Source organism: Pseudomonas fluorescens Q2-87 (assembly GCF_000281895.1).
In the GTDB taxonomy this organism is placed as follows: domain Bacteria; phylum Pseudomonadota; class Gammaproteobacteria; order Pseudomonadales; family Pseudomonadaceae; genus Aquipseudomonas; species Aquipseudomonas fluorescens_S.
On sequence record NZ_CM001558.1, the window covers coordinates 1644174 to 1667403 of the forward strand.

Consider the following 23230-nt stretch of genomic DNA (forward strand, 5'->3'; position numbering starts at 1 on the left):
CTGTGCCTATTGCAGAACCCCTGTGAGAGCGAGCTTGCTCGCGATGGCGCCAGCCAGGACAGCGCAAATGGCCTCCATTATCGGGGGCCTTTTTGTATCTCACATCCGGCTTTTCTTGCGCCGCCGCCATTGCCGCGCTACCCACCAGCGCCAGTAACTCATGGTGACGAAGTAGGCGAGGGCGCCGAGAACCAGGCCAGTCACCACCGAGCCCAGCAGGAACGGCTGCCACAAAGTCGACAACTGGCCGCTGATCCATTCCCAGGTCAATTCTTCCGGCAGCGTGCGGGCCGGCACGTCCATCAGCCAGGCACCGGTCTGGTAGGTGCAGAAAAACACCGCCGGCATGGTGATCGGGTTGGTCAGCCAGACCAGGCTCACCGCGATCGGCATGTTGCCACGCACCGCGATGGCAAGGGCGGCGGCCAATAACATTTGCAGGGGGATGGGCAGGAACGCGGCAAACAGGCCAACGGCCATTGCCCGGGCCACTGAGTGCCGATTGAGGTGCCAAAGGTTGGGATCGTGCAGCAGGGTGCCGAGAAAACGTAAGGATTTATGTTCCCGGATGCTCTCTGGGTCTGGCATGTAGCGTTTGAATAGGCGCCGGGGCATATGGCTTCTCGGTCGGTTCAAAGCAATAAAGCGGCAAGTATGTCCGGATTCTACGGCCGGCAGATTCAGACTTTGTGACAATTGATAACGCCCACGGTGCCCGAGACCGGCTAAGCCTAGAGAAAGGACGCTCAAGGATGGGTTTATGCGCACAGGGTTGGTCGCGCTTGCACTGGGGCTGTTGGCCCCGGTTTTTTTTCCGGCGCTGCCGCCGTTATGGCTCGTTGCAGCCATGCCGGTGCTGGCGCTGATGATGGTGCCGTTTCGAGCCTACCCGCTGGGTTTTTTCCTGTTCGGGTTGGCTTGGGCGTGCCTGTCGGCGCAGCAGGCTCTGGACGACCGGCTGCCTGCCACGTTGGATGGAGAAACCCGTTGGGTCGAAGGACGCGTCGTCGGCTTGCCGCAACACAGCGATGGCGTGGTGCGCTTCGAGCTGGCCGATGCCCGGTCGCGTCGCACCCGGCTGCCGGCATCGATGCGCCTGGCCTGGTTTGGGGGGCCACCTGTCAGCAGCGGCGAGCGATGGCGCTTGGCGGTAAAACTCAAGCGGCCCGCCGGGTTGTTGAATCCCCATGGCTTCGACTATGAAGCCTGGCTGTTGAGCCGGGGCGTTGGCGCGACCGGTACGATCAAGGCTGGCCAACTGCTGCAACCGGCCCGAGGCGCGTGGCGCGACGGTATCCGACAGGCACTCGCGCAGGTCGACGCCCAAGGCCGTTCCGGGGCGCTGGCGGCGTTGGTCCTGGGCGATGGCGCTGGTTTGAGTCGCGAGGACTGGCAAGTACTGCAAGACACCGGCACCGTTCATTTACTGGTGATCTCCGGGCAGCACATCGGTCTGCTCGCCGGGCTGGTTTACCTGATGGTCGCGGGTGCGGCACGTTTTTGCGTGTGGCCGGGGGCGCTGCCGTGGTTGCCTTGGGCCTGTGCGCTGGCCTTCATCGCGGCACTGGGCTACGGCTTGCTTGCCGGCTTCGAAGTGCCGGTGCGGCGGGCCTGTACGATGATCGGCCTGGTGCTGTTGTGGCGTTTGCGCTTCAAGCATCCGGACCCATGGTGGGCCTGGTTGCTGGCTTTCGTTGGGGTGTTGGTGTTCGATCCGCTCGCCAGCCTGCGACCGGGGTTCTGGCTGTCGTTCGCCGCCGTCGCTATCTTGATATTCACCTTCGGCGCTCGCCTGGGGCCCTGGCGCTGGTGGCAAACCTGGACCCGTGCCCAATGGCTGGTTGCGGTCGGTCTGTGTCCGTTGTTGTTGATCCTGGGCTTGCCCGTCAGCCTCAGCGGGCCGCTGGTGAATCTGTTTGCGGTGCCCTGGATCAGCCTGTTGGTGCTGCCGTCGGCACTGCTTGGCACGGTGTTGTTGCCCGTGCCGTTCATTGGGCAAGGGTTGCTGTGGATCGCTGGTGGGCTGATCGATCTGCTGTTCCAGGGGCTCGCGCTGATTGCCGGGCGCATGCCCGCCTGGGTCCCCGTTGCGGGGCCGCCGTGGGCCCTGGTCATCGCCGCCCTTGGGGCTTTTTTGCTGCTGCTTCCCAACGGCGTGCCGCTGCGCTTGCTGGGCTGGCCGATGATGCTGCTGATGGTATTTCCACCGCGAGAAGACGTCCCGCCAGGACACGCCGAAGTCTGGCAATTGGACGTGGGCCAGGGGCTGGCGGTGCTGGTACGCACCCGTCATCACGTCTTGCTTTACGACGCCGGGCCGCGTTTCGGCGACGCCGACGTGGGCGAACGCATCGTGCTGCCCACCTTGCGCAAGCTGGGCGTGCGTGGTCTGGACCTGATGTTGCTCAGCCATGCGGACGCCGATCACGCCGGCGGTGCCCGCGCCGTGCGCAATGGGCTGCCAACGTTACGGGTGATCAGTGGCGATCCTGACGCGCTGCCCGACGAGTTGAACGCCGGACCCTGCAACAGCGGCGAGCGTTGGGAATGGGACGGGGTCGGGTTCGAGTTGTGGCAATGGCCATCAGCCCTGGAAAGCAACCAGAAATCCTGCGTCCTGCAGGTGGACGCAGGCGGCGAACGCTTGCTGCTGACCGGCGATATCGACACCCGTGCCGAGCGCGCCCTGCTGGACGGGCCCTTGGCGGTGCAAACCCAATGGCTGGCCGCGCCTCATCACGGCAGCCGCAGTTCGTCGTCGATGGCGCTGTTGTCGCGCCTCAAGCCTCATTCGGTGTTGATTTCCCGGGGGCAGGGCAACGCCTTCGGTCACCCCCATCCGCAGGTGATGGCGCGGTATCGCTGGTCTGGCGTGGCGATTTATGACAGCGCCGAACTGGGCGCCATTCGTCTGCAACTGGGCGCCTTCGAGCCGCCGAGCACCCAGGCCGGGCAGCGGCGCTACTGGCGCGACCCGCCGCCCGCCGGGCCGGCGCTGCAACATTGATCCAGCTCAACCGAGCGAGGCGCTTGTCGGCGCAGCGGGTCTGCAAAGCGAGTCTGTGTGATAAAGTGGCGCACTTTTTCGAGGGGGCAGTCACTGTGTGGGAATTGGTCAAATCTGGCGGCTGGATGATGTTGCCGATCATTCTGAGTTCCATCGCGGCACTGGGTATCGTTGCCGAACGCCTGTGGACCCTGCGGGCCAGCCGCGTGACCCCGGAGCATTTGCTCGGGCAGGTCTGGGTCTGGATCAAGGACAAGCAGCTCAACAAGGACAAGCTCAAGGAGCTGCGGGCCAGCTCGCCCCTGGGTGAAATCCTCGCCGCCGGGCTGGCGAACTCCAAGCATGGTCGCGAGATCATGAAGGAGTGCATCGAGGAAGCCGCCGCCCGGGTCATCCATGAACTGGAGCGCTACATCAACGCCCTCGGTACCATCGCCGCCATGTCCCCGTTGTTGGGCCTGCTGGGTACGGTGCTGGGCATGATCGATATTTTCAGCGCCTTTACCGGCTCCGGCATGAGCACCAACGCCGCCGTGCTGGCGGGTGGGATTTCCAAGGCATTGATTACCACGGCGGCTGGCCTGATGGTGGGGATTCCGTCGGTGTTCTTCCACCGTTTCCTGCAACGGCGCGTTGACGAATTGGTCGTCGGCATGGAGCAGGAAGCCATCAAGCTGGTCGAGGTGGTGCAGGGCGACCGTGACGTCGACCTGGCCGGGGGCAAGAAGTGAAATTCCGCCGCAAACCTCGGGAAAACATCGAAATCAATCTGGCCTCGCTGATTGACGTGGTGTTCATCCTGCTGCTGTTTTTCGTCGTGACCACCACGTTCACCCGTGAAACCCAGCTCAAGGTTGAATTGCCGCAAGCCGTCAGTGGCTCGCCGGCTGAAGACCAGCAACTGAAAAACCTGGAAATCACCATCAGCGCCGAAGGTGCGTTTTCGGTGAATAACCAGTTGCTGCCAAAGAGCGACCTGGCGAGCCTGATCGATGCGCTGCAGAAGGAATCCGGCGGCGATACCAATCTGCCGCTGTCCATCAGCGCCGATGGCAAGACCCCTCATCAATCGGTGATCACCGCCATGGACGCGGCCGGCAAGCTCGGCTTCAGCCATCTGCGCATGACCACGGTCGAGGCGGCGCCTGCTCCCTGATGGCCATGTCCGATCGATTGCTTGCCGCGTGGTACGAAGGTCATCCGGCCCTGGTGGCGTTGCGTCCGCTGGAGTGGCTGTACCGCCGGGTGGTGGTGGGCAAGCGTGAGCGATTCCTGGCCGGGGAAGGCGAGATTTACCAGCCAGCCGTGCCGCTGATCGTGGTCGGTAACATCACGGTTGGTGGCACCGGCAAGACACCGCTGATCCTGTGGTTGATCCAGCACTGCCAGCGCAGTGGCCTGCGCGTCGGTGTGGTTAGCCGCGGCTACGGCGCCAAGCCGCCGCACCTGCCCTGGCGAGTGGCGGCCGAGCAGGGCGCCGACATCGCCGGTGACGAGCCGCTGCTGATCGTCCAGCGCACGGGTGTGCCGTTGATGATCGATCCGGATCGCAGCCGCGCCGTCCGGGCACTGCTGGACGCTGAGCCGCTGGACCTGATCCTGTCCGACGACGGTATGCAGCATTATCGACTGGCCCGGGACCTCGAACTGGTGCTGATCGACAATGCCCGTGGCCTGGGCAATCGCCGCTGCCTGCCCGCCGGCCCGTTGCGCGAGCCGGTCGAGCGCCTGCAATCGGTTGACGCCGTGCTGTACAACGGCGCCGATGACGACCGCGAAGACGGCTTTGCCTTGGTCCTGCAGCCCACTGAGCTGGTAAACCTGGCCAGTGGCGAACGACGGCCCCTCGACCATTTCTCTCCCGGCCAGGCCCTTCACGCCGTGGCCGGCATCGGCAATCCCCAGCGTTTCTTCAAGACCCTCGAAACGCTACACTGGCGACCAATACCGCACGGGTTCGCCGATCATGCTCAATACAGCGCCCAAGCGTTGAGCTTCACGCCTTCGTTGCCCGTGGTCATGACGGAAAAGGACGCGGTCAAATGCCGCGCCTTTGCCGCGCCTGACTGGTGGTACCTGGCGGTGGATGCTGTGCCGTCGCCAGCCTTCAGGGCGTGGTTCGATACGCAGTTGATGCGCCTGTTGCCGGATCGGCTTTTGCCTTAAAACCTTTTATCCAGGGGACTTCCATGGACACCAAACTGCTCGATATTCTGGCCTGCCCTGTCTGCAAAGGCCCGCTCAAACTCAGCGCCGACAAGACCGAACTGATCAGCAAGGGCGCGGGCCTGGCCTATCCGATCCGTGATGGCATCCCGGTGATGCTCGAAAGCGAAGCCCGCACCCTGACCACCGACGAGCGCCTGGATAAATGACCACAGCCTTTACCGTCGTCATTCCGTCGCGCTTCGCTTCGACGCGCCTGCCCGGCAAGCCGTTGCTGGTGATCGCCGGCAAGCCGATGATCCAGCACGTCTGGGAACAGGCCAGCAAAAGCAGCGCCCAGCGTGTGGTGGTGGCAACGGACGATGCGCGCATCGTCGAGGCTTGCAAAGGCTTTGGCGCCGAGGTCGTGTTGACTCGCGAAGACCATAATTCCGGCACCGATCGCCTGGCCGAGGTCGCCGCAAAGCTGGGCCTGGCGCCTGACGCCATCGTGGTCAATGTGCAGGGTGACGAACCGCTGATCCCGCCGAGCGTGATTGATCAGGTCGCCGCCAACCTCGCCGCCCACACCGAAGCGCGCATGGCGACCCTGGCCGAGCCGATCGAGGATGTGCAGACCCTGTTCAACCCCAACGTGGTGAAGGTGGTCAGCGACCTCAACGGCCTGGCCTTGACCTTCAGCCGTGCAACGTTGCCCTGGGCGCGGGATGCATTCGCCCAAAGCCGCGACGTGATGCCCGAAGGCGTACCGTACCGCCGCCACATCGGCATCTATGCCTACCGTGCCGGTTTCCTCCAGGACTTCGTCGCCTGGGGGCCGTGCTGGCTGGAAAACACCGAATCCCTGGAACAGCTGCGTGCCCTGTGGCACGGCGTGCGCATCCATGTGGCCGATGCATTGATCGCCCCGCCGACTGGCGTCGATACCCCTGAAGACCTTGAGCGCGTTCGTCGCTTGCTGGAGGCCTGATGCGGGTTCTGTTCGTCTGCCTCGGCAACATCTGCCGCTCGCCCACCGCCGAAGCCATCCTGCGACAAAAGTTGCGCGAGGCTGGGTTGGAGGGGCAGGTGGAAGTCGCTTCCGCCGGCACCGGTGACTGGCACGTGGGCAAGGCGCCGGACAAGCGCAGCCAGGCGGCCGCATTAAATCGGGGTTACGACTTGTCGGCCCAGCGCGCGCAGCAGGTGACCCGCGCCGACTTCGCCACCTACGACCTGATCCTGGCGATGGACAGCAGCAACCTGCGCAACCTCAAGGCCCTGCAACCAGCGAATGGCAAGGCCGAGCTGGACCTGTTCCTGCGGCGCTATGAAGCCGAGCTCGATGACGTGCCGGACCCGTATTACGACGGCGAGCAGGGCTTCGAGCAAGTACTGGACTTGATCGAACACGCTACGGATCGCCTGGTGATCGAATTGAAGGGCCGCTTATGACTTTGCAGGTACAGGCGGGCGCCAGTCTCAAGCCCTTCAACAGCTTCGGTGTGGACGTGAAGGCCCGGCTGTTCGCCGAAGCCCACGGCGATGATGATGTTCGCGAAGCGCTGGCCTATGCCGATGAACATGCGGTGCCGCTGCTGGTGATCGGCGGCGGCAGCAACCTGCTGCTGACCGGCGATATCGATGCGTTGGTGTTGCGCATGGCCAGCAAAGGGATTCGCCTGCTCAGCGACGACGGCGAACGGGTGATAATCGAGGCCGAAGCAGGGGAGCCCTGGCATCCTTTCGTCCAGCACACGCTGGCGCAGGGTTGGTCGGGACTGGAAAATCTCAGCCTGATCCCCGGAACCGTGGGCGCGGCACCCATGCAAAACATCGGCGCCTACGGTGTTGAGATCAAGGACGTCTTCGCCGGCCTCACGGCCCTCGACCGTCAAACCGGTGAATTACGTGAGTTCACCCTCGAAGAATGCGCGTTCGCCTATCGCGATAGCCTGTTCAAACAGCAAGCCGGCCGCTGGTTGATCCTGCGGGTGCGCTTCGCCCTCAGTCGCGCCGCGCACCTGCACCTGGAATACGGCCCGGTCCGCCAACGATTGAGCGAACAGGGTATCGAGCAGGCGACGCCCACTGATGTCAGCCAAGCCATTTGCAGCATTCGCAGCGAGAAACTCCCGGATCCGGCCGTGTTGGGCAATGCCGGCAGCTTCTTCAAGAACCCGTTGGTGCCGGCCAGCCTGGTGGCGCAACTCAAGCTGCAATACCCGGACCTGGTGGCTTATCCACAGCCTGAGGGGAAGATGAAAATCGCCGCCGGCTGGCTGATCGAGCGCGCCGGCTGGAAGGGTTTTCGCGACGGGGATGCCGGGGTGCATAAGTTGCAGGCGTTGGTGCTGGTCAACTATGGCAATGCCACTGGCCCGCAACTGTTGGATTTGGCCCTGCGCATTCAGAAAGACATTGCCGAACGGTTTCAGGTCGAGCTGGAAATGGAACCCAATCGGTACTGAGCCGCGCTTGCGCACCCGCTTGAAAAAAACGCCCTGCGCACCCTGCATACATTCATTCGTGCAGGATTGTGCAGGGCGTTTTGCTTGATCCTGGGTTAATTTAGCCGCCTAACGATGCGAACATAATCGCATCTTGAAGGCCCGGTGCAGACGCCTATGGACGTGTGCATAAGAGAGCCCGATCAGCCTGAGCCAGTCTGCGACTACCGAACCGTCAACCAAGCGGCAGATTGCTCGACCCCATAACTCGATCCTCTATGCGGGCGTGCCCATGATTACCCTGAAACTCAATGGAAAAGACCATCAACTGGATGTGACCGAGGACATGCCGCTGCTGTGGGCGATTCGCGATGTGGCCGGCTACAACGGTACTAAGTTCGGCTGCGGCATGGGCCTGTGCGGCGCGTGCACGATTCATATCGACGGTGCCCCGGCGCGCAGTTGCATTACGCCGATCGGCTCGGTGAAAGGGCAGGACATCAGCACCATCGATGCGCTTCACGCCGACCCGGTCGGGCAAATCGTCCAGAAAGCCTGGCTCGATACAGCGGTGGCGCAGTGCGGTTACTGCCAGGGCGGGCAGATCATGTCCGCGACCGCCTTGCTCAAGACCAACCCCAACCCGAGCGACGAGCAGATCGAAGAAGCCATGGTGGGCAATATCTGCCGCTGCGGCACCTATAACCGGATCAAGATCGCGATCCGCCAAGCCTCGACTCACCTGAAGGAGGCCAAGGCATGAGCCGCTTGCCCAATGATTTCGTCCTTAGCAACCTCAGCCGTCGTGGCTTCCTCAAAGGCGCGAGCGCCACGGGTGTGCTGGTCCTGGCCGCGAGCTGGGGCTTGCCGGATGCCTTTGCCGAGGAAAAGAAATACGGCGCCGAGGGCATGCCCCACGGCGCGGTCGACGATCCCAAGGTGTACGTGAGCATTGCCACCGACGGCAGCGTGACGGTGATTTGCAACCGTTCGGAAATGGGCCAGGGCGTGCGCACCAGCCTGAGCATGGTGGTGGCCGATGAGCTGGAAGCGGATTGGGCGTTGGTGAAGGTGCAGCAAGCGCCGGCTGATGAAGCGCGCTTCGGCAACCAGGACACCGACGGTTCGCGCAGCATGCGTCACTGGTACGAGCCGATGCGCCGCTGCGGCGCCGCCGCCCGGAGCATGTTGGAGCAGGCCGCCGCAGCGCAGTGGAACGTTCCGGTGGGCGAATGCCGGGCTCAGTTGCATAAAGTGGTGCACCAGCCTTCCGGTCGCGAACTGGCTTACGGCGCCTTGGCTACCGCTGCCAGTGCCTTGCCAGTGCCGGCCCGCGACAGCTTGCGCCTCAAGCAACCCGCTGACTTTCGCTACATCGGCAAGGAAGCGACCCGGGCCGTCGACGGTGCGGATATCGTCAACGGTCGCGCGGTGTTCGGTGCCGATGTGCATTTCGAAGGCATGCTCTACGCCGTCATCGCACGTCCGCCGGTCTACGGTGGCAAGGTCAAGACCGTGGACAGCAGCGCGGCGCTGAAAGTACCGGGCGTGGTCAAGGTGGTGCAGATCGAAGGTCGGCCGTTGCCGTCGGAGTTCCAGCCCCTGGGCGGCGTGGCGGTGCTGGCAAAAAATACCTGGGCAGCGATCAAGGGCCGCGAAGCGCTGAAAATCGAGTGGGATGACGGCCCGAACGCCGGTTATGACTCGATTGCCTATCGCAAGGAATTGGAAGCGGCCGCCCTCAAACCCGGCAAAGTCCTGCGCAATACCGGCGACCTCGATGACGCGTTGGCCAAGGCCGATTCGAGCCTGGAAGCGACGTACTACCTGCCGCACCTGTCGCAATCGCCGATGGAACCGATGGTCGCCGTCGCCCGGTTCAAGGATGGCCAGTGCGAAGCCTGGGCGCCGAGCCAGGCCCCTCAGGTGACCCGCGAGCGCATCGCCGAACGCCTGGGCATCGCTTTCGACAAGGTCACGGTGAATATCACGCTGCTGGGCGGAGGTTTCGGGCGCAAATCCAAGCCTGATTTCGTCGTCGAAGCGGCGGTGCTGGCCAAGGAGTTTCCAGGCCAGGCGATACGGGTGCAATGGACCCGCGAGGACGACATCCATCACTCGTATTTCCACACCGTGTCGGCCGAATACCTGAAGGCCGGCCTGAACCAGGACGGGATGCCATCCGGCTGGTTGCATCGCACCGTCGCCCCGAGCATCACGGCGTTGTTCGCACCGGGCATGACCCACGAAGCCCCGTTCGAAGTGGGCATGGGCTTGACCAACATGGCATACGCCATCCCCAACCTGCGCCTGGAAAACCCCGAAGCGGTGGCTCACACGCGGGTGGGCTGGTACCGCTCGGTGTCGAACATTCCCCACGGTTTCGCGATTCAGAGTTTCATCGACGAATTGGCCCACAAGGCCGGTCAGGATCCGCTGAAGTATCACGTCAAATTGCTCGGCCCGGATCGTAAGATCGATCCGCGTACCTTGAGCGAAGAATGGAACTACGGTGAATCCCCCGAGCGTTATCCCATCGATACGGCGCGGATTCGTGTCGTGCTGGAAACGGCCGCCAAGGCCGCCGGTTGGGGTCGGCAGTTGCCCAAGGGTCGAGGGTTGGGCTTGGCTGTGCATTACAGTTTCGTCACTTACGTCGCGGCAGCGATTGAAGTGGAGGTCAAGGACGATGGCACGGTGATCGTGCACAAGGCGGACATTGCGGTGGACTGCGGGCCACAGATCAACCCTGAGCGCATCCGTTCGCAGTTCGAAGGGGCCTGCGTCATGGGCTTGGGTAACGCGATGGTGGGTGAAATAAGCTTCAAGGATGGCAAGGTCCAGCAAGACAACTTCCACATGTATGAGGTGGCGCGCATGTCCCTGGCACCCAAGGAAGTGGCCGTGCATCTGGTCACTCCTCCGGGCGAAGTGCCTTTGGGCGGCGTCGGCGAACCCGGCGTGCCGCCGATCGCGCCGGCGCTGTGCAACGCGATTTTCGCCGCCACCGGCAAACGCATCCGTAACCTGCCTGTGCGCTATCAGCTGCAAGGCTGGCAACAGGCCAAGGCCTGATGGACAGCGTCGATCTGAACGTCTTGCGCAGCGTGCTCCAGTGGCGTCGCGCCGGGCAGCGGGTGGTGTTGTTCACCGTGGTCCAGACCTGGGGCACCGCGCCCAGGCCACCGGGGGCGATGTTGGCCCTGCGCGAGGATGGCGTGGTGATTGGCTCGGTGTCGGGCGGTTGTGTCGAGGACGACCTGATCGCCCGGCTGCACGACGGTCGTATCCCGGCGGACGGTCCGCCGGTGCAACTGATCACATACGGCGTCACGCGCGAAGAGGCGGCGCGTTTCGGCTTGCCGTGCGGCGGCACCCTGCGGCTCACCGAGGAGAGAGTAGGCGACCCGCAATGGGTCGCCGAACTGCTGGACCGCTGCGAAGCCCACGAGATTGTTGCCCGTGAACTGACGGTTGCCAGCGGTGACGTGGTCTTGACTCCGGCCAGCAAAACCGACGCCCTGGTGTTCGATGGCAAGGTCTTGCGGGCCATTTACGGCCCACGCTGGCGACTTCTGCTGATCGGCGCCGGGCAGTTGTCGCGGTATGTGGCGGAAATGGCCCGGTTGCTGGATTTCGAGGTGTTGATCTGCGATCCGCGCAAGGAATTTGTCTATGGTTGGGAAGAGCAGCATGGTCGCTTCGTCTCAGGTATGCCTGACGAAGCGGTATTGAGCATCCAGACCGACGAGCGCACAGCCATTGTCGCCCTGACCCACGATCCGCGCTTGGACGACATGGCGCTGCTCACGGCGCTGGATTCCAGGGCTTTTTATGTCGGCGCCCTGGGGTCGCGGGTCAATAGCCAGAAGCGACGGGAAAACCTGGCTCAGCTAGGCTTGTCGGCAGGGGCCATCGAACGACTGCATGGGCCGATTGGCCTGCACATCGGCAGCCACACACCGGCGGAAATCGCCTTGTCGTTGCTGGCCGAAATCGTGGCGATCAAAAATGGTGTGGAACTGCGGCAGAAAAAGTCGTTGTAGGTCGCAGGCAAGGAGGGTGTATGGGAAAGTCGATTGGCGTGATCATCCTCGCGGCCGGATCGGGCAGCCGTTTCCGCCAAGTGGCAGGGGCTGGCAAGGATAAGCTGCTGGCCGATTGCACGGGACGTGACGGCGCTGTCCGGTCGGTGCTCGAGCATGTGCTGGTGAATTTACCTGCATCCCTGGAAAAGCGCGTGCTGGTGACAAGCACGGATCGTCCGCAAGCCATCCGCATGGCCCAGGCCTATGGATGTGATTATGTGGAGCTGGACTCGCCCGGCTTGGGAGACAGCATTGCCGCTGGCGTCCAGGCCTGCCCTGATCTCGATGGCTGGCTGATGGTATTGGGCGATATGCCATTTATCCTGCCGTCGAGCATCGATCAAGTGGCGGCGGGGATTCACGGGGACGGTATCAGCGTGCCGGTCCTTGCAGGTGAGTATGGGCATCCGGTGGGCTTTGGCAGTGGATTTGCGTCGAAACTGATGGCGTTGACCGGGGATCGTGGCGCCAAGGCGTTGTTTGCCGGGGCGCAAGTGGTCGAAGTGCCGGTGGACGACCCTGGGGTCACCTGGGATGTTGATGTGCCAGAGGCATTGGCCTTCAAATAACAGCCGATGCAGATGCCCGCTCCCACAGAGTTAAGTGGATAAGTCGTGAGGCATAAAAAAGCCCCGCCTGGCATGAACCAGGCGGGGCTTTTACTGGGCGATGGAATCAGGCGTGAGGTTTAGGCTCGTGCTCTTTTTCCAGGGCTTCAGTGTGACGCGGTGCGACTTCTTCTACGGCGTGTCGAGGTTCGTCGATCACCGGAGCCGATTCAACCGGGGTTGGTTCGGCGGCGGTTTCGGCGACTGGAGCAGGCGCCGCTTCGACGACTTCGACGATCGGAGCGGGCTCGGCAGCAGGCGCTTGAGCGGCGTCAGCGGCAGCTTGTTCGGCTTCCTTCTGCAGGCGCTCGGCTTCACGCTTGCGACGGCGAACTTCACGTGGATCGTTCGGCGCACGACCGTTCTCGGTCAGGGCGCTGGCAGGTGCAGGCTCTTGCACCGGGGCCGGTGCTTCGGCAACCACAGGCGCTTCAACCACTGGAGCCGGCGCGACTGCTTCTGGCTCGACCGCTTTCACGGGTTCTGGCGTCGGCTCTGGCTCAACGACCGGCGCCGGTGCGGCTGGCTCGGCATGCCAGTTGAACGCGGTCTGCTCCTCGCGAACAGGTTCTGGTGCTTTTTCCTCAGCTGGTGCTTCGACGACCGGTTCGGCGGCAGCCACCGGTTGCTCGGCGACTGGTGCGGGCTCGGCAGTCACTTCAGCTTCAGGCTGGGCTTCAAGTGCCGGTGCAAGTTCCACTTCCGGCGAAGCCGTGGCTTCTACCGGGGTGGTGGCTTCGACCACAGGCGCTTCGACAGCCGGCGCGCTTTCCACGGCTGCGGTGGCGCGTTCGGCTTGTTCGTGAGCCTGGGCTTCGGCCGGAGCGCTGATGGCGCTGCTGGCAACGGCTGCGGTCACGGCCAGGCCTGCGGCAAGGTCGGCGGCGCTTGGCGCTTCGGCGTTCTCGGCGGATTCGGACTCTTCCGAACCCTCGATCACGTTGCCGTTGGCGTCACGTTGACGTTCACGACGGTTGCTGCGACGACGCTGGCCACGGGAGCGGCGACGTGGACGATCACCTTCGGCGCTGTCCTGGCCGTCTTCCTGCAGTTGCTCTTCGGCGCTCAACACTTCTTCTTCGCTGGCTGCGGCGGCTGCCTGCTCGGCGCGTGGCTGACGTTCTTCACGTGGAGGACGCGGTGCACGTTCTTCACGAGGCTGGCGGGCCGGACGTTCTTCAGCGGTAGCTGCGGTAGCTGCGGCGGCAACGGCTGGGGCAGCATCCAGTGGCTCGCGCAGTTCGCGGACACGTTCTTCACGCTCGCCACGTGGCTTGCGGTCTTCACGAGGGGCGCGTGGCTGACGTTCTTCACGCGGCGCACGCGGTGCGCGTTCTTCGCGGGCTACGGCTGGCGCTTCCTCACGGGCTTCGCGAGGCTGGCGCTCTTCACGCGGCTCGCGTGGTGCGCGTTCTTCACGTGGAGCACGTTCTTCGCGCGGCTTGCGTTCTTCGTCACGGCGACCGTTACGGTTGCGGGTCTGCTGGCGACCGTTGCGGCGCTCCTCGTTGCGGGCAGGGCGCTCGGTAGCGGCTGGCTTGGCGACGACGGCGGGGGCTGCGGGCTCTTCCTTGGTGGCAAACAGGCTGACCAGGGACTTCACCAGGCCTTTGAACAGGCTTGGTTCTGGTGCGGCGGCCGGAGCGGCAACCGGAGCGGCGACTTCGGTCGGAACCGGAGCGTTGGCGCGGGCAGGTGCAGTCTTGACCGCTGCTTCCTGGCGAACCAGGGTGCGGGTGGCGGCGGCAGCTGGCTGGACTTCTTCCACTTCGGCAGCGGCCGCGGCGATTTCGTAGCTGGACTGGTTGGTGTGGGCTTCCGGGCTGTCATCGCGCAGGCGCTGCACTTCGAAGTGCGGCGTCTCGAGATGATCGTTCGGCAGGATGACGATGCGGGCCCGGGTGCGCAGTTCGATCTTGGTGATCGAGTTGCGTTTTTCGTTGAGCAGGAACGCGGCCACCGGGATCGGCACCTGGGCGCGAACTTCGGCGGTACGGTCTTTCAGGGCTTCTTCTTCGATCAGGCGCAGGATCGCCAGGGACAGCGACTCGACGTCACGAATGATCCCGGTGCCGTTGCAACGCGGGCAGACGATGCCGCTGCTTTCGCCCAGGGATGGACGCAGGCGCTGACGGGACATTTCCAGCAGGCCGAAGCGCGAGATGCGGCCGACCTGTACGCGGGCGCGGTCGGCTTCCAGGCATTCGCGGACTTTTTCTTCCACGGCGCGCTGGTTTTTGGCCGGGGTCATGTCGATGAAGTCGATGACGATCAGGCCGCCGATGTCGCGCAGGCGCAACTGACGGGCGATCTCTTCGGCCGCTTCAAGGTTGGTCTGCAGGGCGGTTTCTTCGATGTCGCTGCCTTTGGTGGCGCGGGCCGAGTTGATGTCGATGGACACCAGCGCTTCGGTCGGATCGATGACGATGGAGCCGCCGGAAGGCAATTCGACGACGCGCTGGAAGGCGGTCTCGATCTGGCTTTCGATCTGGAAGCGGTTGAACAGTGGGACGCTGTCTTCGTAGAGCTTGATCTTGCTGGCGTACTGCGGCATCACCTGGCGAATGAAGGTCAGGGCTTCGTCCTGGGCTTCGACGCTGTCGATCAGCACTTCGCCGATGTCCTGGCGCAGGTAGTCGCGGATGGCGCGGATGATCACGTTGCTTTCCTGGTAGATCAGGAATGGCGCGGAGCGATCCAGCGAAGCTTCTTTGATGGCGGTCCACAGTTGCAGCAGGTAATCGAGGTCCCACTGCATTTCTTCGCTGCTGCGGCCAAGGCCGGCGGTGCGAACGATCAGGCCCATGTCGGCGGGTGCAACCAGGCCGTTCAGGGCTTCACGCAGTTCATTGCGCTCTTCGCCTTCGATGCGACGGGAGATGCCGCCGGCACGCGGGTTGTTCGGCATCAGGACCAGGTAGCGGCCGGCCAGGCTGATGAAAGTGGTCAGGGCTGCGCCCTTGTTGCCACGTTCTTCTTTTTCGACCTGGACGATGACTTCCTGGCCTTCGCTCAGGACGTCCTTGATGTTGACGCGGCCTTCAGGGGCCTTCTTGAAGTATTCGCGGGAGATTTCTTTGAGGGGCAGGAAGCCGTGGCGCTCGGAGCCGAAATCGACAAAGGCAGCCTCAAGGCTTGGTTCGATGCGAGTAATCCGGCCTTTATAGATGTTGGCCTTCTTCTGCTCGCGTGCACCGGATTCGATATCCAGGTCGTAGAGGCGCTGGCCGTCTACCAGTGCAACACGCAACTCTTCGGGTTGAGTTGCGTTAATCAGCATTCTTTTCATGTAGTACCGTCGGTTTCCGGGCTGCCGGAAACGGCGTGCGGCACACACGACTTCTCACGGTCGGTGTCAGGTGCGTCATGGAAGTGGCGAGGCCACTCCAGTGTCCAGCGAGTTCGACCCAATGATGGCGAAGTCGCGACGGACGCGTCCTGCTTGCTGGTACTCAAGCACTCAGTCAGGAGGAGGAATCAACCGGCGTCTGTGGACGAGATGAAGCGTCTAAATATAAGCCTAGTGCTACACAGTCCGACGGTTGTACATCTCCACCCTACACGTATCCCTGATAATTCGGGTGCTGCCGCGCGCAGAATCCGCAGCGGGTTGGCATTTACCGTGAGCTCCGAAAGGGGAGGTCACGCATCATGGCTAATTTAGGCGTTGTTTCCGAAGCTCTCGCTCGGGGTCGTTCGCAACTGACTGCACTTTGTGAACTGGCCGTGAATGTGGCGCGCGAGGCGAGTCAAAACTCTGCTTCGCGGCGTATTTCAGGCCTCATGTCACCTGCGCTCGTTACACCTGCAAACTCTACCGTTACGTAGCGAAAGCCCCGTAGGACGGCCTCTCGTCCTCGTGAATTGCGTTGGTCAGGGCCGGTTTTTGGCCGTTGGTCCGCTGTCCAGCCACTTTTGGCGGCGTTCGCGACTATAGCAGCAATGATTAAGTGCTTCAATTCCATAAAAATTGTTATGATCGCCGCCATGACAACTACTGCCCCTTCGACCCCTGGCGTTCAACTGCTCGAGGTCTTGCCGGAATATGCCGGCCAACGAATCGATAATTTCCTTCTGGCCCGACTCAAAGGTGTGCCCAAGACCTTGATCTACCGCATTTTGCGCAAAGGCGAAGTGCGGGTGAACAAAGGTCGGATCAAGCCCGAATACAAGCTCCAGGCGGGCGACATCGTGCGCGTGCCGCCGGTTCGCGTGCCTGAGCGCGATGAGCCGGTCCCTTTGGCCCAAGGCCTGTTACAGCGTCTCGAAGCCTCCATTGTCTACGAAGACAAGGCGCTGATTGTGATCAACAAGCCCGCAGGCATTGCGGTTCATGGCGGCAGCGGCTTGAATTTCGGTGTCATCGAGGCCTTTCGTCAGTTGCGTCCCGATGCCAAGGAGTTGGAGTTGGTCCATCGCCTGGATCGCGACACCTCCGGCCTGCTGATGATCGCCAAGAAACGCAGCATGCTGCGCCACCTGCACGAGCAATTGCGCGGCGATGGTGTGGACAAGCGCTACATGGCGCTGGTGAGAGGCCGGTGGGATACCTCCATCAAGCAAGTCCGCGCGCCGTTGCTCAAGAGCAACCTGCGGTCCGGCGAGCGCATGGTGGAGGTAAACGAAGAGGGCAAGGAGGCGCTGACCGTCTTCAAGGTGCTGCGCCGCTTCGACGACTTCGCCACCTTGATCGAGGCCAAGCCGGTCACCGGCCGTACGCACCAGATTCGCGTCCATACGTTGCACGCCGGGCATTGCATTGCCGGTGACAGCAAATACGGCGATGACGATTTCACCAAGGAAATCCGCGACCTGGGTGGCAAGCGCCTGTTCCTGCATGCCTATATGCTAACCGTGCCGCTGCCTGATGGTGGCGAGCTGAAATTGCAGGCTCCTGTCGATGACATGTGGGCCAAGACCGTGGAGCGGTTGAGTGCATCCTGATTACAAGCTGCTGATCTTCGATTGGGACGGCACTCTGGCAAACTCCATCGGTCGGATTGTGGATGCGATGCATGTCGCGTCGGATCGTTCGGGTTTGGCTCGGTGCGACGATTTTGCGGTCAAGGGCATCATCGGCTTGGGGCTGCCGGAAGCGATTCGCAGCCTGTATCCCGAGATCAGCGACGATGAACTGGTCGTTTTTCGCCAGCATTATGCCGACTGCTACATCGCGCTGGAGGCTGAGCCTTCGCCATTGTTCGAGGGTGTGGCAGATACCCTCCAGAGCCTGCGGGCCGACGGGTATCGGCTGGCGGTTGCCACCGGCAAGGCCCGGCGGGGGCTGGATCGGGTTTTGAAATCCCACGGTTGGGACGATTACTTCGATATCACCCGCGCTGCGGACGAAACGGCCAGCAAGCCGCATCCGCTGATGCTCGAGCAGATCCTTTCCCACTGCGGTATGCGGCCTGATCAGGCGCTGATGGTGGGGGACTCGTCCTTCGACCTGCAAATGGCGCGCAATGCCGGCATGGGGTCGGTGGCCGTGAGTTATGGTGCGCAGACGATCGAGGCGCTACAGGCGTTCGAGCCACGGCTGGCCATTGATCATTTTCCTGAATTGCACGCCTGGCTGAGCCAGCGGGCCAATTAAGTTTTGCTGGGGATTCACGCATGACCGACGAATGGAAAGCACCGGACAAGGCCAGTAACGGGAGCGGTGACGATAAAAGCTGGAAGCTGTTGGAAAAGACCTTGCTGGCCAGTGTCCAGGAGCAGCGTCGTTCCCGCCGTTGGGGCATTTTCTTCAAGTTGCTGACGTTTGTTTATCTTTTCGTCGCGCTGGCGCTGTTCACGCCGCTGATGAACATGGAGAAAAGCGCTGTCAGCGGATCGGCCTACACCGCATTGATCGATATCGAGGGGATGATCGCCGACAAGGAGCCTGCCAGTGCAGACAATATTGTCGGTAGCCTGCGGGCTGCTTTCGAGGATCCGAAGGTCAAGGGCGTAGTGCTGCGCATCAACAGCCCGGGGGGTAGTCCGGTGCAGTCGGGGTACGTCTATGACGAAATCGTTCGTCTGCGGGCGTTGCACCCGGAAACCAAGGTCTACGCGGTTATTTCCGATCTTGGCGCGTCCGGGGCGTATTACATCGCCAGCGCGGCGGACCAGATCTATGCGGACAAAGCCAGCCTGGTGGGCTCCATCGGTGTGACGGCGGCCGGCTATGGCTTTGTCGGGACAATGGAGAAGCTGGGGGTGGAGCGTCGGGTGTATACCTCTGGCGAGCACAAGTCTTTCCTTGATCCATTCCAGCCGCAAAAACCTGAAGAAACCGCGTTTTGGCAGGGCGTGCTCGATACCACCCACAGGCAGTTCATCGCCAGCGTGAAGAAAGGGCGGGGCGAGCGACTGAAAGACAAGGAGCATCCAGAGCTGTTCTCCGGGCTGGTCTGGTCGGGGGAGCAGGCGTTGCCCCTGGGGTTGGTCGATGGCCTGGGCAGTGCCAGTTCGGTGGCGCGGGATGTGATTGGCCAGAAGGATTTGGTGGACTTCACCATCGAAGAGTCCCCGTTTGATCGCTTCTCGAAAAAGCTGGGCGCCAGCATCGCTGAGCACCTGGCGATGTGGATGGGCTTCCAGGGGCCGGTGCTGCGTTGATCTGAAAGATTGCACCGATTCCCCGCCACAAAGGTGTGCAGGCCCACGCTTCAGGGGACTTGCACGCCCTCGGCCAGCAACATATCCACAAGACGAATCAAGGGCAGGCCCACCAGGCTGGTGGCGTCCGGCCCTTCGGTGCTCTGAAACAGGCTTACACCCAATCCCTCGGCCTTGAAGCTACCGGCGCAGTCGTAAGGTTGCTCGGCCCGCAGGTAGCGTTCGACGCGCTCCGGGTCCAGGGTGCGCATGTGGACGGTGAACGGAACGCAGTCGACCTGGCAGGTGCCGGTCTGGCTGTTGAGCAGCGCCAGGCCTGTCAGGAAGGTCACCCGAGTGCCGCTGGCAGCCAATAGTTGCTCGCGGGCATTGTCGAAGGTGTGAGGCTTGCCGAGGATGCGTTCGCCGAGCACGGCCACCTGGTCCGAACCGATAATCAGATGAGCTGGATGGTGGTCGGCCAGTGCCAAGGCTTTTTCCCGGGCCAGGCGTTTGACCAGTTCGATGGCGGGCTCGTCGGGGTGACGACTTTCGTCGATGTCCGGTGAGCTGCAGACGAATGGCAGCCCCAGGCGGGCAAGCAATTGGCGACGATAAATCGAGCTGGAAGCAAGTAATAAAGGCAGCATGGACATCTCCCAAGGGCAGGCGCGAATTCTAGCGAGGCGCGCAAGTGACGGACAGGGCTGAATTTCCTTTGACATGGCCGGGTGCATCCCTATAATGCTGCGCCTATGTTGAATGACCCGATTCCACCTCACGTTGACCCGCGCAAATTGGCTGACCGTGGCACCACCCTCAAAGGTGAACTGCTGCTGGCCGATTTGAAGAGACTCTGCGACCCGCTTTCCGACAATGTCGGGACGGTCCAGGCCAAATTCGTTTTTGAACGAGATGAACGTAAATCTGTGGTTATCCACAGCTTTATCGACACTGAAGTCAAAATGGTTTGCCAGCGTTGTCTTGAGCTGGTCACCCTGCCGATCCACAGCGAATGCAGTTATGCGGTGGTGAAGGAGGGTGCGAATACCCAGTCGTTGCCGAAAGGTTATGACGTGCTGGAACTGGGCGAAGATCCTTTGGATCTGCAGTCACTGATCGAGGAGGAGCTTCTGCTTGCCTTGCCCATTGTGCCTGCTCATCATCCGGAAGAATGCCAGCAGCCGGCGGGAGCAGATGAGCCCGAACCGAGCGAGGACGAGGTAACGCGGTCCAACCCGTTCAGTGTATTGGCGCAGTTAAAGCGTGACCCAAACGTTTAGGAGTTAATCAATTATGGCTGTTCAGCAGAACAAAAAATCCCGCTCTGCCCGTGACATGCGCCGTTCGCACGACGCTCTCGAGGCTAGCACCCTGTCTGTAGAAAAAACCACTGGTGAAGTTCACCTGCGTCACCACGTATCGCCAGAAGGCGTATACCGTGGCCGTAAAGTGATCGACAAGGGCGCTGACGAGTAAGCACTTGTCCGCTCAAGTCATCGCGATTGACGCAATGGGCGGGGACTTCGGTCCCCGCAGCATTGTTCAGGCCAGCCTTGCTTGCCTGAATGCTACGCCCTCGCTGCACCTGACCCTCGTCGGTCAACCCTCCATTCTCGAAGAAATGCTCAGCGGCCAATCGGCTGTGGATCGCACGCGCCTGACAATCACTCCGGCGTCCGAAATCATCACCATGGACGAAAAGCCGGCCCAGGCCCTGCGCAGCAAGCCTGATGCCTCGATGCGGGTGGCCCTCGAGCTGTTGCGCGATGGCAAGGTCCAGGCGTGTGTCAGTGCGGGCAATACCGGTGCGCTGATGGCGTTGTCGCGCTACGTGCTCAAGACCCTGCCGGGTATCGACCGGCCGGCGATGGTGGCGGCGATCCCCACCCAGCGCGGTTTTTGCCAGTTGCTCGACCTGGGCGCCAATGTCGATTGCAGCGCTGAACACCTGCTGCAATTTGCGGTGATGGGTTCGGTGGCGGCGCAAACCCTGGGCATCGTGCGCCCTCGCGTGGCCTTGCTGAATATCGGCACCGAAGACATCAAGGGCAATCAGCAGGTCAAGCTGGCCGCTACGCTGTTGCAGGCTGCGCCAGGTATCAATTACATCGGCTTCGTCGAAGGCGATGGTTTGTACCGTGGTGAAGCTGATGTGGTGGTGTGTGATGGCTTCGTCGGCAACATCCTGCTCAAGTCCAGCGAAGGCCTGGCGACCATGATCGGCCAGCGCATCGAGACGTTGTTCAGGCAAACCATCGCTTCGCGGGTGATCGGTGCCTTGGCGTTGCCGTTGATGCGTCGCTTGCAGGCAGACCTGGCGCCAGCGCGGCACAACGGGGCGAGCTTTCTCGGCCTGCAGGGTATTGTGATCAAGAGCCACGGTTCGGCGGGTGTGGAGGGTTTCCAGAGTGCGATCAATCGAGCGGTGATCGAGATCCAGGAGAACCTGCCCGAGCGCCTGCATGGCCGCCTCGAAGATTTGTTAACTTAGGCGTTTTCGTCCGACAATGCTTAAATGTGACCGGTCGGTTCAAGCCGCCATCCAACTGTCAGTTTCCTAGCGCCCCCCAGGGGCGTCAATTTTTGACGGCAAGATCATTAGGGGCTTTGTTTTCATGTCTGCTTCCCTCGCATTCGTCTTTCCAGGACAGGGCTCGCAGTCCCTCGGCATGCTGGCCGAGCTGGGCGCGCAATACCCGCTGATCCTCGAAACATTCAAAGAAGCTTCCGATGCCCTCGGTTACGACCTGTGGGCACTGACCCAGCAAGGGCCGGAAGAACAACTCAATCAAACCGACAAGACCCAACCGGCCATCCTGACCGCCTCGATTGCGCTTTGGCGCCTGTGGCTGGCCGAAGGTGGCGCACGCCCTGCGTTCGTCGCCGGCCATAGCCTGGGCGAATACAGCGCCTTGGTCGCCGCCGGCAGCCTGAACCTGGGTGACGCGGTGAAGCTGGTGGAGCGTCGCGGCCAGTTGATGCAGGAGGCCGTTCCGGCCGGGCAGGGCGGCATGGCTGCGATCCTCGGCCTGGAAGACGCCGATGTGCTGGCTGCTTGTGCCGAAGCGGCGCAGGGTGATGTGGTCAGCGCGGTGAACTTCAACTCCCCCGGCCAAGTGGTCATCGCCGGTGCCAAGGCCGCTGTCGAGCGCGCCATCGAAGGCTGCAAGGCTCGCGGTGCCAAGCGCGCCATGCCGCTGCCGGTCAGCGTGCCGTCGCACTGCGAACTGATGCGTCCGGCTGCCGAGCGCTTCGCCGAGTCCATCGCCGCCATCGACTGGCAGGCGCCGCAGATTCCCGTAGTGCAGAACGTCAGCGCCAATGTGGCGCCGGATCTTGAAACACTCAAGCGTGATCTGCTGGAACAGCTCTACAAGCCGGTTCGCTGGGTCGAATCGGTGCAAACCCTGGCTGCCAAGGGCGCGACTGAGCTGGTCGAATGCGGTCCGGGTAAAGTCCTTGCCGGCCTGAACAAGCGCTGCGCCGAAGGCGTATCGACTTCCAATCTCAACACCCGAGACGCTTTCGCTGCCGCTCGCGCAGCGCAGGCCTGAACAGGAGAAGCTTGCATGAGTCTGCAAGGTAAAGTTGCACTGGTGACCGGTGCAAGCCGTGGCATCGGCCAGGCCATTGCCCTGGAACTGGGTCGTCAAGGCGCCATTGTCGTAGGTACCGCGACTTCCGCTTCGGGCGCCGAGCGTATCGCTGCGACCTTGAAGGAAAACGGCATCCAAGGCACTGGCCTTGAGCTGAATGTCACCAGCGACCCATCTGTCGCGGCGGTGCTGGCGAGCATCCAGGAGCAGTTCGGCGCTCCGGCGATCCTGGTCAATAATGCCGGTATCACCCGCGATAACCTGATGATGCGCATGAAAGATGACGAATGGTTCGACGTGGTCGACACCAACCTGAACAGTCTGTACCGGCTGTCCAAGGGCGTTCTGCGCGGCATGACCAAGGCCCGTTGGGGACGAATTATCAGTATCGGCTCGGTTGTGGGTGCCATGGGCAACGCAGGCCAAGTAAACTATGCTGCGGCGAAAGCCGGTCTGGAAGGTTTTAGCCGCGCACTGGCACGTGAAGTGGGTTCGCGCTCGATTACGGTAAACTCGGTTGCACCGGGTTTCATCGACACCGACATGACCCGTGAGCTGCCGGAAGCACAGCGCGAAGCCTTGCTGACACAGATTCCGCTGGGTCGTCTGGGGCAAGCTCAAGAAATCGCGTCCGTGGTCGCTTTTCTTGCGTCGGACGGTGCGGCATACGTGACCGGGGCTACAATCCCGGTAAACGGCGGGATGTACATGAGTTAAATGTGACGGATTGCTTCAAAAAAATGTCATA

The 23230-nt window shown here is 62.2% G+C and carries 23 protein-coding genes; 20 read left to right on the top strand and 3 right to left on the bottom strand.

The features are described from left to right. Window positions 1–99 precede the first annotated feature (99 nt). Window positions 100–615: a DUF2062 domain-containing protein gene (locus PFLQ2_RS20180; protein WP_003179350.1), complete on the bottom strand. Its 516-nt coding sequence runs from the start codon at window positions 613–615 to the stop codon at window positions 100–102. A 145-nt stretch (window positions 616–760) separates the two neighbouring features. Here PFLQ2_RS20180 and PFLQ2_RS20175 point away from each other — a divergent pair, with 145 nt between their 5' ends. From PFLQ2_RS20175 to PFLQ2_RS20120, 12 genes are all read left to right on the top strand, one after another. Continuing rightward, window positions 761–3007: a DNA internalization-related competence protein ComEC/Rec2 gene (locus tag PFLQ2_RS20175; protein WP_003179351.1), complete on the top strand. Its 2247-nt coding sequence runs from the start codon at window positions 761–763 to the stop codon at window positions 3005–3007. A 95-nt stretch (window positions 3008–3102) separates the two neighbouring features. Next, complete coding sequence (locus tag PFLQ2_RS20170) at window positions 3103–3738, top strand: MotA/TolQ/ExbB proton channel family protein (protein WP_003179353.1); 636 nt, start codon at window positions 3103–3105, stop codon at window positions 3736–3738. Next, on the top strand, window positions 3735–4163 hold the full coding sequence (locus tag PFLQ2_RS20165) for an ExbD/TolR family protein (protein ID WP_003179355.1): 429 nt from the start codon (window positions 3735–3737) through the stop codon (window positions 4161–4163). The genes PFLQ2_RS20170 and PFLQ2_RS20165 overlap by 4 nt, the downstream gene beginning before the upstream one ends. Next, window positions 4163–5173, top strand: a complete 1011-nt coding sequence (gene lpxK, locus PFLQ2_RS20160; RefSeq protein ID WP_003179356.1) for a tetraacyldisaccharide 4'-kinase — start codon at window positions 4163–4165, stop codon at window positions 5171–5173. Before PFLQ2_RS20165 ends, lpxK begins: the two co-directional genes overlap by 1 nt. A gap of 23 nt (window positions 5174–5196) precedes the next feature. After that, window positions 5197–5382 carry a Trm112 family protein gene (locus PFLQ2_RS20155; RefSeq protein ID WP_003179363.1) on the top strand — a complete coding sequence of 62 codons (186 nt, stop codon included), beginning with the start codon at window positions 5197–5199 and terminating at the stop codon, window positions 5380–5382. Then, a complete protein-coding gene (gene kdsB / locus PFLQ2_RS20150; RefSeq protein WP_003179365.1) occupies window positions 5379–6143 on the top strand; it encodes a 3-deoxy-manno-octulosonate cytidylyltransferase in 765 nt (254 codons plus the stop codon). The genes PFLQ2_RS20155 and kdsB overlap by 4 nt, the downstream gene beginning before the upstream one ends. Beyond that, window positions 6143–6607, top strand: coding sequence for a low molecular weight protein-tyrosine-phosphatase (locus PFLQ2_RS20145; protein WP_003179367.1), 465 nt, complete (start codon window positions 6143–6145; stop codon window positions 6605–6607). Before kdsB ends, PFLQ2_RS20145 begins: the two co-directional genes overlap by 1 nt. After that, complete coding sequence (gene murB, locus PFLQ2_RS20140) at window positions 6604–7623, top strand: UDP-N-acetylmuramate dehydrogenase (RefSeq protein WP_003179369.1); 1020 nt, start codon at window positions 6604–6606, stop codon at window positions 7621–7623. The genes PFLQ2_RS20145 and murB overlap by 4 nt, the downstream gene beginning before the upstream one ends. A 271-nt stretch (window positions 7624–7894) precedes the next feature. Continuing rightward, the gene (locus tag PFLQ2_RS20135) at window positions 7895–8365 is read left to right on the top strand and encodes a (2Fe-2S)-binding protein (RefSeq protein ID WP_003179370.1); all 471 of its coding nucleotides are present in this window, start codon (window positions 7895–7897) and stop codon (window positions 8363–8365) included. Further along, window positions 8362–10677, top strand: a complete 2316-nt coding sequence (locus PFLQ2_RS20130; protein WP_003179372.1) for a xanthine dehydrogenase family protein molybdopterin-binding subunit — start codon at window positions 8362–8364, stop codon at window positions 10675–10677. The genes PFLQ2_RS20135 and PFLQ2_RS20130 overlap by 4 nt, the downstream gene beginning before the upstream one ends. Next, the gene (locus PFLQ2_RS20125) at window positions 10677–11648 is read left to right on the top strand and encodes an XdhC family protein (RefSeq protein WP_003179374.1); all 972 of its coding nucleotides are present in this window, start codon (window positions 10677–10679) and stop codon (window positions 11646–11648) included. Before PFLQ2_RS20130 ends, PFLQ2_RS20125 begins: the two co-directional genes overlap by 1 nt. A gap of 20 nt (window positions 11649–11668) precedes the next feature. Next, complete coding sequence (locus tag PFLQ2_RS20120; protein ID WP_003179375.1) at window positions 11669–12259, top strand: nucleotidyltransferase family protein; 591 nt, start codon at window positions 11669–11671, stop codon at window positions 12257–12259. Window positions 12260–12365: 106 nt separating this feature from the next. Here PFLQ2_RS20120 and rne read toward each other — a convergent pair whose 3' ends face one another. Then, entirely contained in the window at window positions 12366–15587 is a 3222-nt protein-coding gene (rne, locus tag PFLQ2_RS20115; protein ID WP_003179377.1) for a ribonuclease E, read from the bottom strand. Window positions 15588–16285: 698 nt separating this feature from the next. On the opposite strand from rne, the gene rluC reads away from it, so the two are divergent. From rluC to PFLQ2_RS20100, 3 genes are read left to right on the top strand one after another with little or no spacing between them, the layout of a single operon-like run. Beyond that, on the top strand, window positions 16286–17242 hold the full coding sequence (gene rluC / locus PFLQ2_RS20110; protein ID WP_033046427.1) for a 23S rRNA pseudouridine(955/2504/2580) synthase RluC: 957 nt from the start codon (window positions 16286–16288) through the stop codon (window positions 17240–17242). Then, a complete protein-coding gene (locus PFLQ2_RS20105) occupies window positions 17232–17894 on the top strand; it encodes an HAD-IIIA family hydrolase (RefSeq protein ID WP_003179381.1) in 663 nt (220 codons plus the stop codon). Before rluC ends, PFLQ2_RS20105 begins: the two co-directional genes overlap by 11 nt. Window positions 17895–17914: 20 nt before the next feature. After that, on the top strand, window positions 17915–18904 hold the full coding sequence (locus PFLQ2_RS20100; protein WP_003179382.1) for a S49 family peptidase: 990 nt from the start codon (window positions 17915–17917) through the stop codon (window positions 18902–18904). A gap of 50 nt (window positions 18905–18954) precedes the next feature. Here PFLQ2_RS20100 and PFLQ2_RS20095 read toward each other — a convergent pair whose 3' ends face one another. Next, complete coding sequence (locus PFLQ2_RS20095; RefSeq protein WP_003179384.1) at window positions 18955–19533, bottom strand: Maf family protein; 579 nt, start codon at window positions 19531–19533, stop codon at window positions 18955–18957. Between the two features lie 105 nt (window positions 19534–19638). Between PFLQ2_RS20095 and PFLQ2_RS20090 the strand changes: the two genes are divergently transcribed. The 5 genes from PFLQ2_RS20090 to fabG all read left to right on the top strand — a co-directional run bounded on the left by PFLQ2_RS20090 (window position 19639) and on the right by fabG (window position 23199). Then, complete coding sequence (locus tag PFLQ2_RS20090; protein ID WP_003179389.1) at window positions 19639–20166, top strand: YceD family protein; 528 nt, start codon at window positions 19639–19641, stop codon at window positions 20164–20166. Between the two features lie 13 nt (window positions 20167–20179). Beyond that, entirely contained in the window at window positions 20180–20362 is a 183-nt protein-coding gene (gene rpmF, locus PFLQ2_RS28640; protein ID WP_003179396.1) for a 50S ribosomal protein L32, read from the top strand. 4 nt (window positions 20363–20366) lie between these two features. Further along, entirely contained in the window at window positions 20367–21377 is a 1011-nt protein-coding gene (plsX, locus tag PFLQ2_RS20085) for a phosphate acyltransferase PlsX (protein ID WP_003179398.1), read from the top strand. Between the two features lie 124 nt (window positions 21378–21501). Beyond that, window positions 21502–22440: an ACP S-malonyltransferase gene (gene fabD / locus PFLQ2_RS20080; protein ID WP_003179400.1), complete on the top strand. Its 939-nt coding sequence runs from the start codon at window positions 21502–21504 to the stop codon at window positions 22438–22440. A gap of 15 nt (window positions 22441–22455) precedes the next feature. Beyond that, window positions 22456–23199: a 3-oxoacyl-ACP reductase FabG gene (gene fabG / locus PFLQ2_RS20075; protein ID WP_003179402.1), complete on the top strand. Its 744-nt coding sequence runs from the start codon at window positions 22456–22458 to the stop codon at window positions 23197–23199. Window positions 23200–23230: the final 31 nt, after the last annotated feature.

Bases quoted from the DNA above. Each gene is read 5' to 3' on its own strand.
- PFLQ2_RS20095 (WP_003179384.1), bottom strand. From the start codon at position 19,533: ATGCTGCCTTTATTACTTGCTTCCAGCTCGATTTATCGTCGCCAATTG.
- PFLQ2_RS20130 (WP_003179372.1), top strand. From the start codon at position 8,362: ATGAGCCGCTTGCCCAATGATTTCGTCCTTAGCAACCTCAGCCGTCGT.
- PFLQ2_RS20135 (WP_003179370.1), top strand. From the start codon at position 7,895: ATGATTACCCTGAAACTCAATGGAAAAGACCATCAACTGGATGTGACC.
- kdsB (WP_003179365.1), top strand. From the start codon at position 5,379: ATGACCACAGCCTTTACCGTCGTCATTCCGTCGCGCTTCGCTTCGACG.
- PFLQ2_RS20180 (WP_003179350.1), bottom strand. From the start codon at position 615: ATGCCCCGGCGCCTATTCAAACGCTACATGCCAGACCCAGAGAGCATC.
- rpmF (WP_003179396.1), top strand. From the start codon at position 20,180: ATGGCTGTTCAGCAGAACAAAAAATCCCGCTCTGCCCGTGACATGCGC.
- PFLQ2_RS20145 (WP_003179367.1), top strand. From the start codon at position 6,143: ATGCGGGTTCTGTTCGTCTGCCTCGGCAACATCTGCCGCTCGCCCACC.
- fabD (WP_003179400.1), top strand. From the start codon at position 21,502: ATGTCTGCTTCCCTCGCATTCGTCTTTCCAGGACAGGGCTCGCAGTCC.
- lpxK (WP_003179356.1), top strand. From the start codon at position 4,163: ATGGCCATGTCCGATCGATTGCTTGCCGCGTGGTACGAAGGTCATCCG.
- PFLQ2_RS20120 (WP_003179375.1), top strand. From the start codon at position 11,669: ATGGGAAAGTCGATTGGCGTGATCATCCTCGCGGCCGGATCGGGCAGC.
- rne (WP_003179377.1), bottom strand. From the start codon at position 15,587: ATGAAAAGAATGCTGATTAACGCAACTCAACCCGAAGAGTTGCGTGTT.
- PFLQ2_RS20125 (WP_003179374.1), top strand. From the start codon at position 10,677: ATGGACAGCGTCGATCTGAACGTCTTGCGCAGCGTGCTCCAGTGGCGT.
- PFLQ2_RS20175 (WP_003179351.1), top strand. From the start codon at position 761: ATGCGCACAGGGTTGGTCGCGCTTGCACTGGGGCTGTTGGCCCCGGTT.
- PFLQ2_RS20100 (WP_003179382.1), top strand. From the start codon at position 17,915: ATGACCGACGAATGGAAAGCACCGGACAAGGCCAGTAACGGGAGCGGT.
- murB (WP_003179369.1), top strand. From the start codon at position 6,604: ATGACTTTGCAGGTACAGGCGGGCGCCAGTCTCAAGCCCTTCAACAGC.
- rluC (WP_033046427.1), top strand. From the start codon at position 16,286: ATGACAACTACTGCCCCTTCGACCCCTGGCGTTCAACTGCTCGAGGTC.
- PFLQ2_RS20155 (WP_003179363.1), top strand. From the start codon at position 5,197: ATGGACACCAAACTGCTCGATATTCTGGCCTGCCCTGTCTGCAAAGGC.
- PFLQ2_RS20090 (WP_003179389.1), top strand. From the start codon at position 19,639: ATGTTGAATGACCCGATTCCACCTCACGTTGACCCGCGCAAATTGGCT.
- fabG (WP_003179402.1), top strand. From the start codon at position 22,456: ATGAGTCTGCAAGGTAAAGTTGCACTGGTGACCGGTGCAAGCCGTGGC.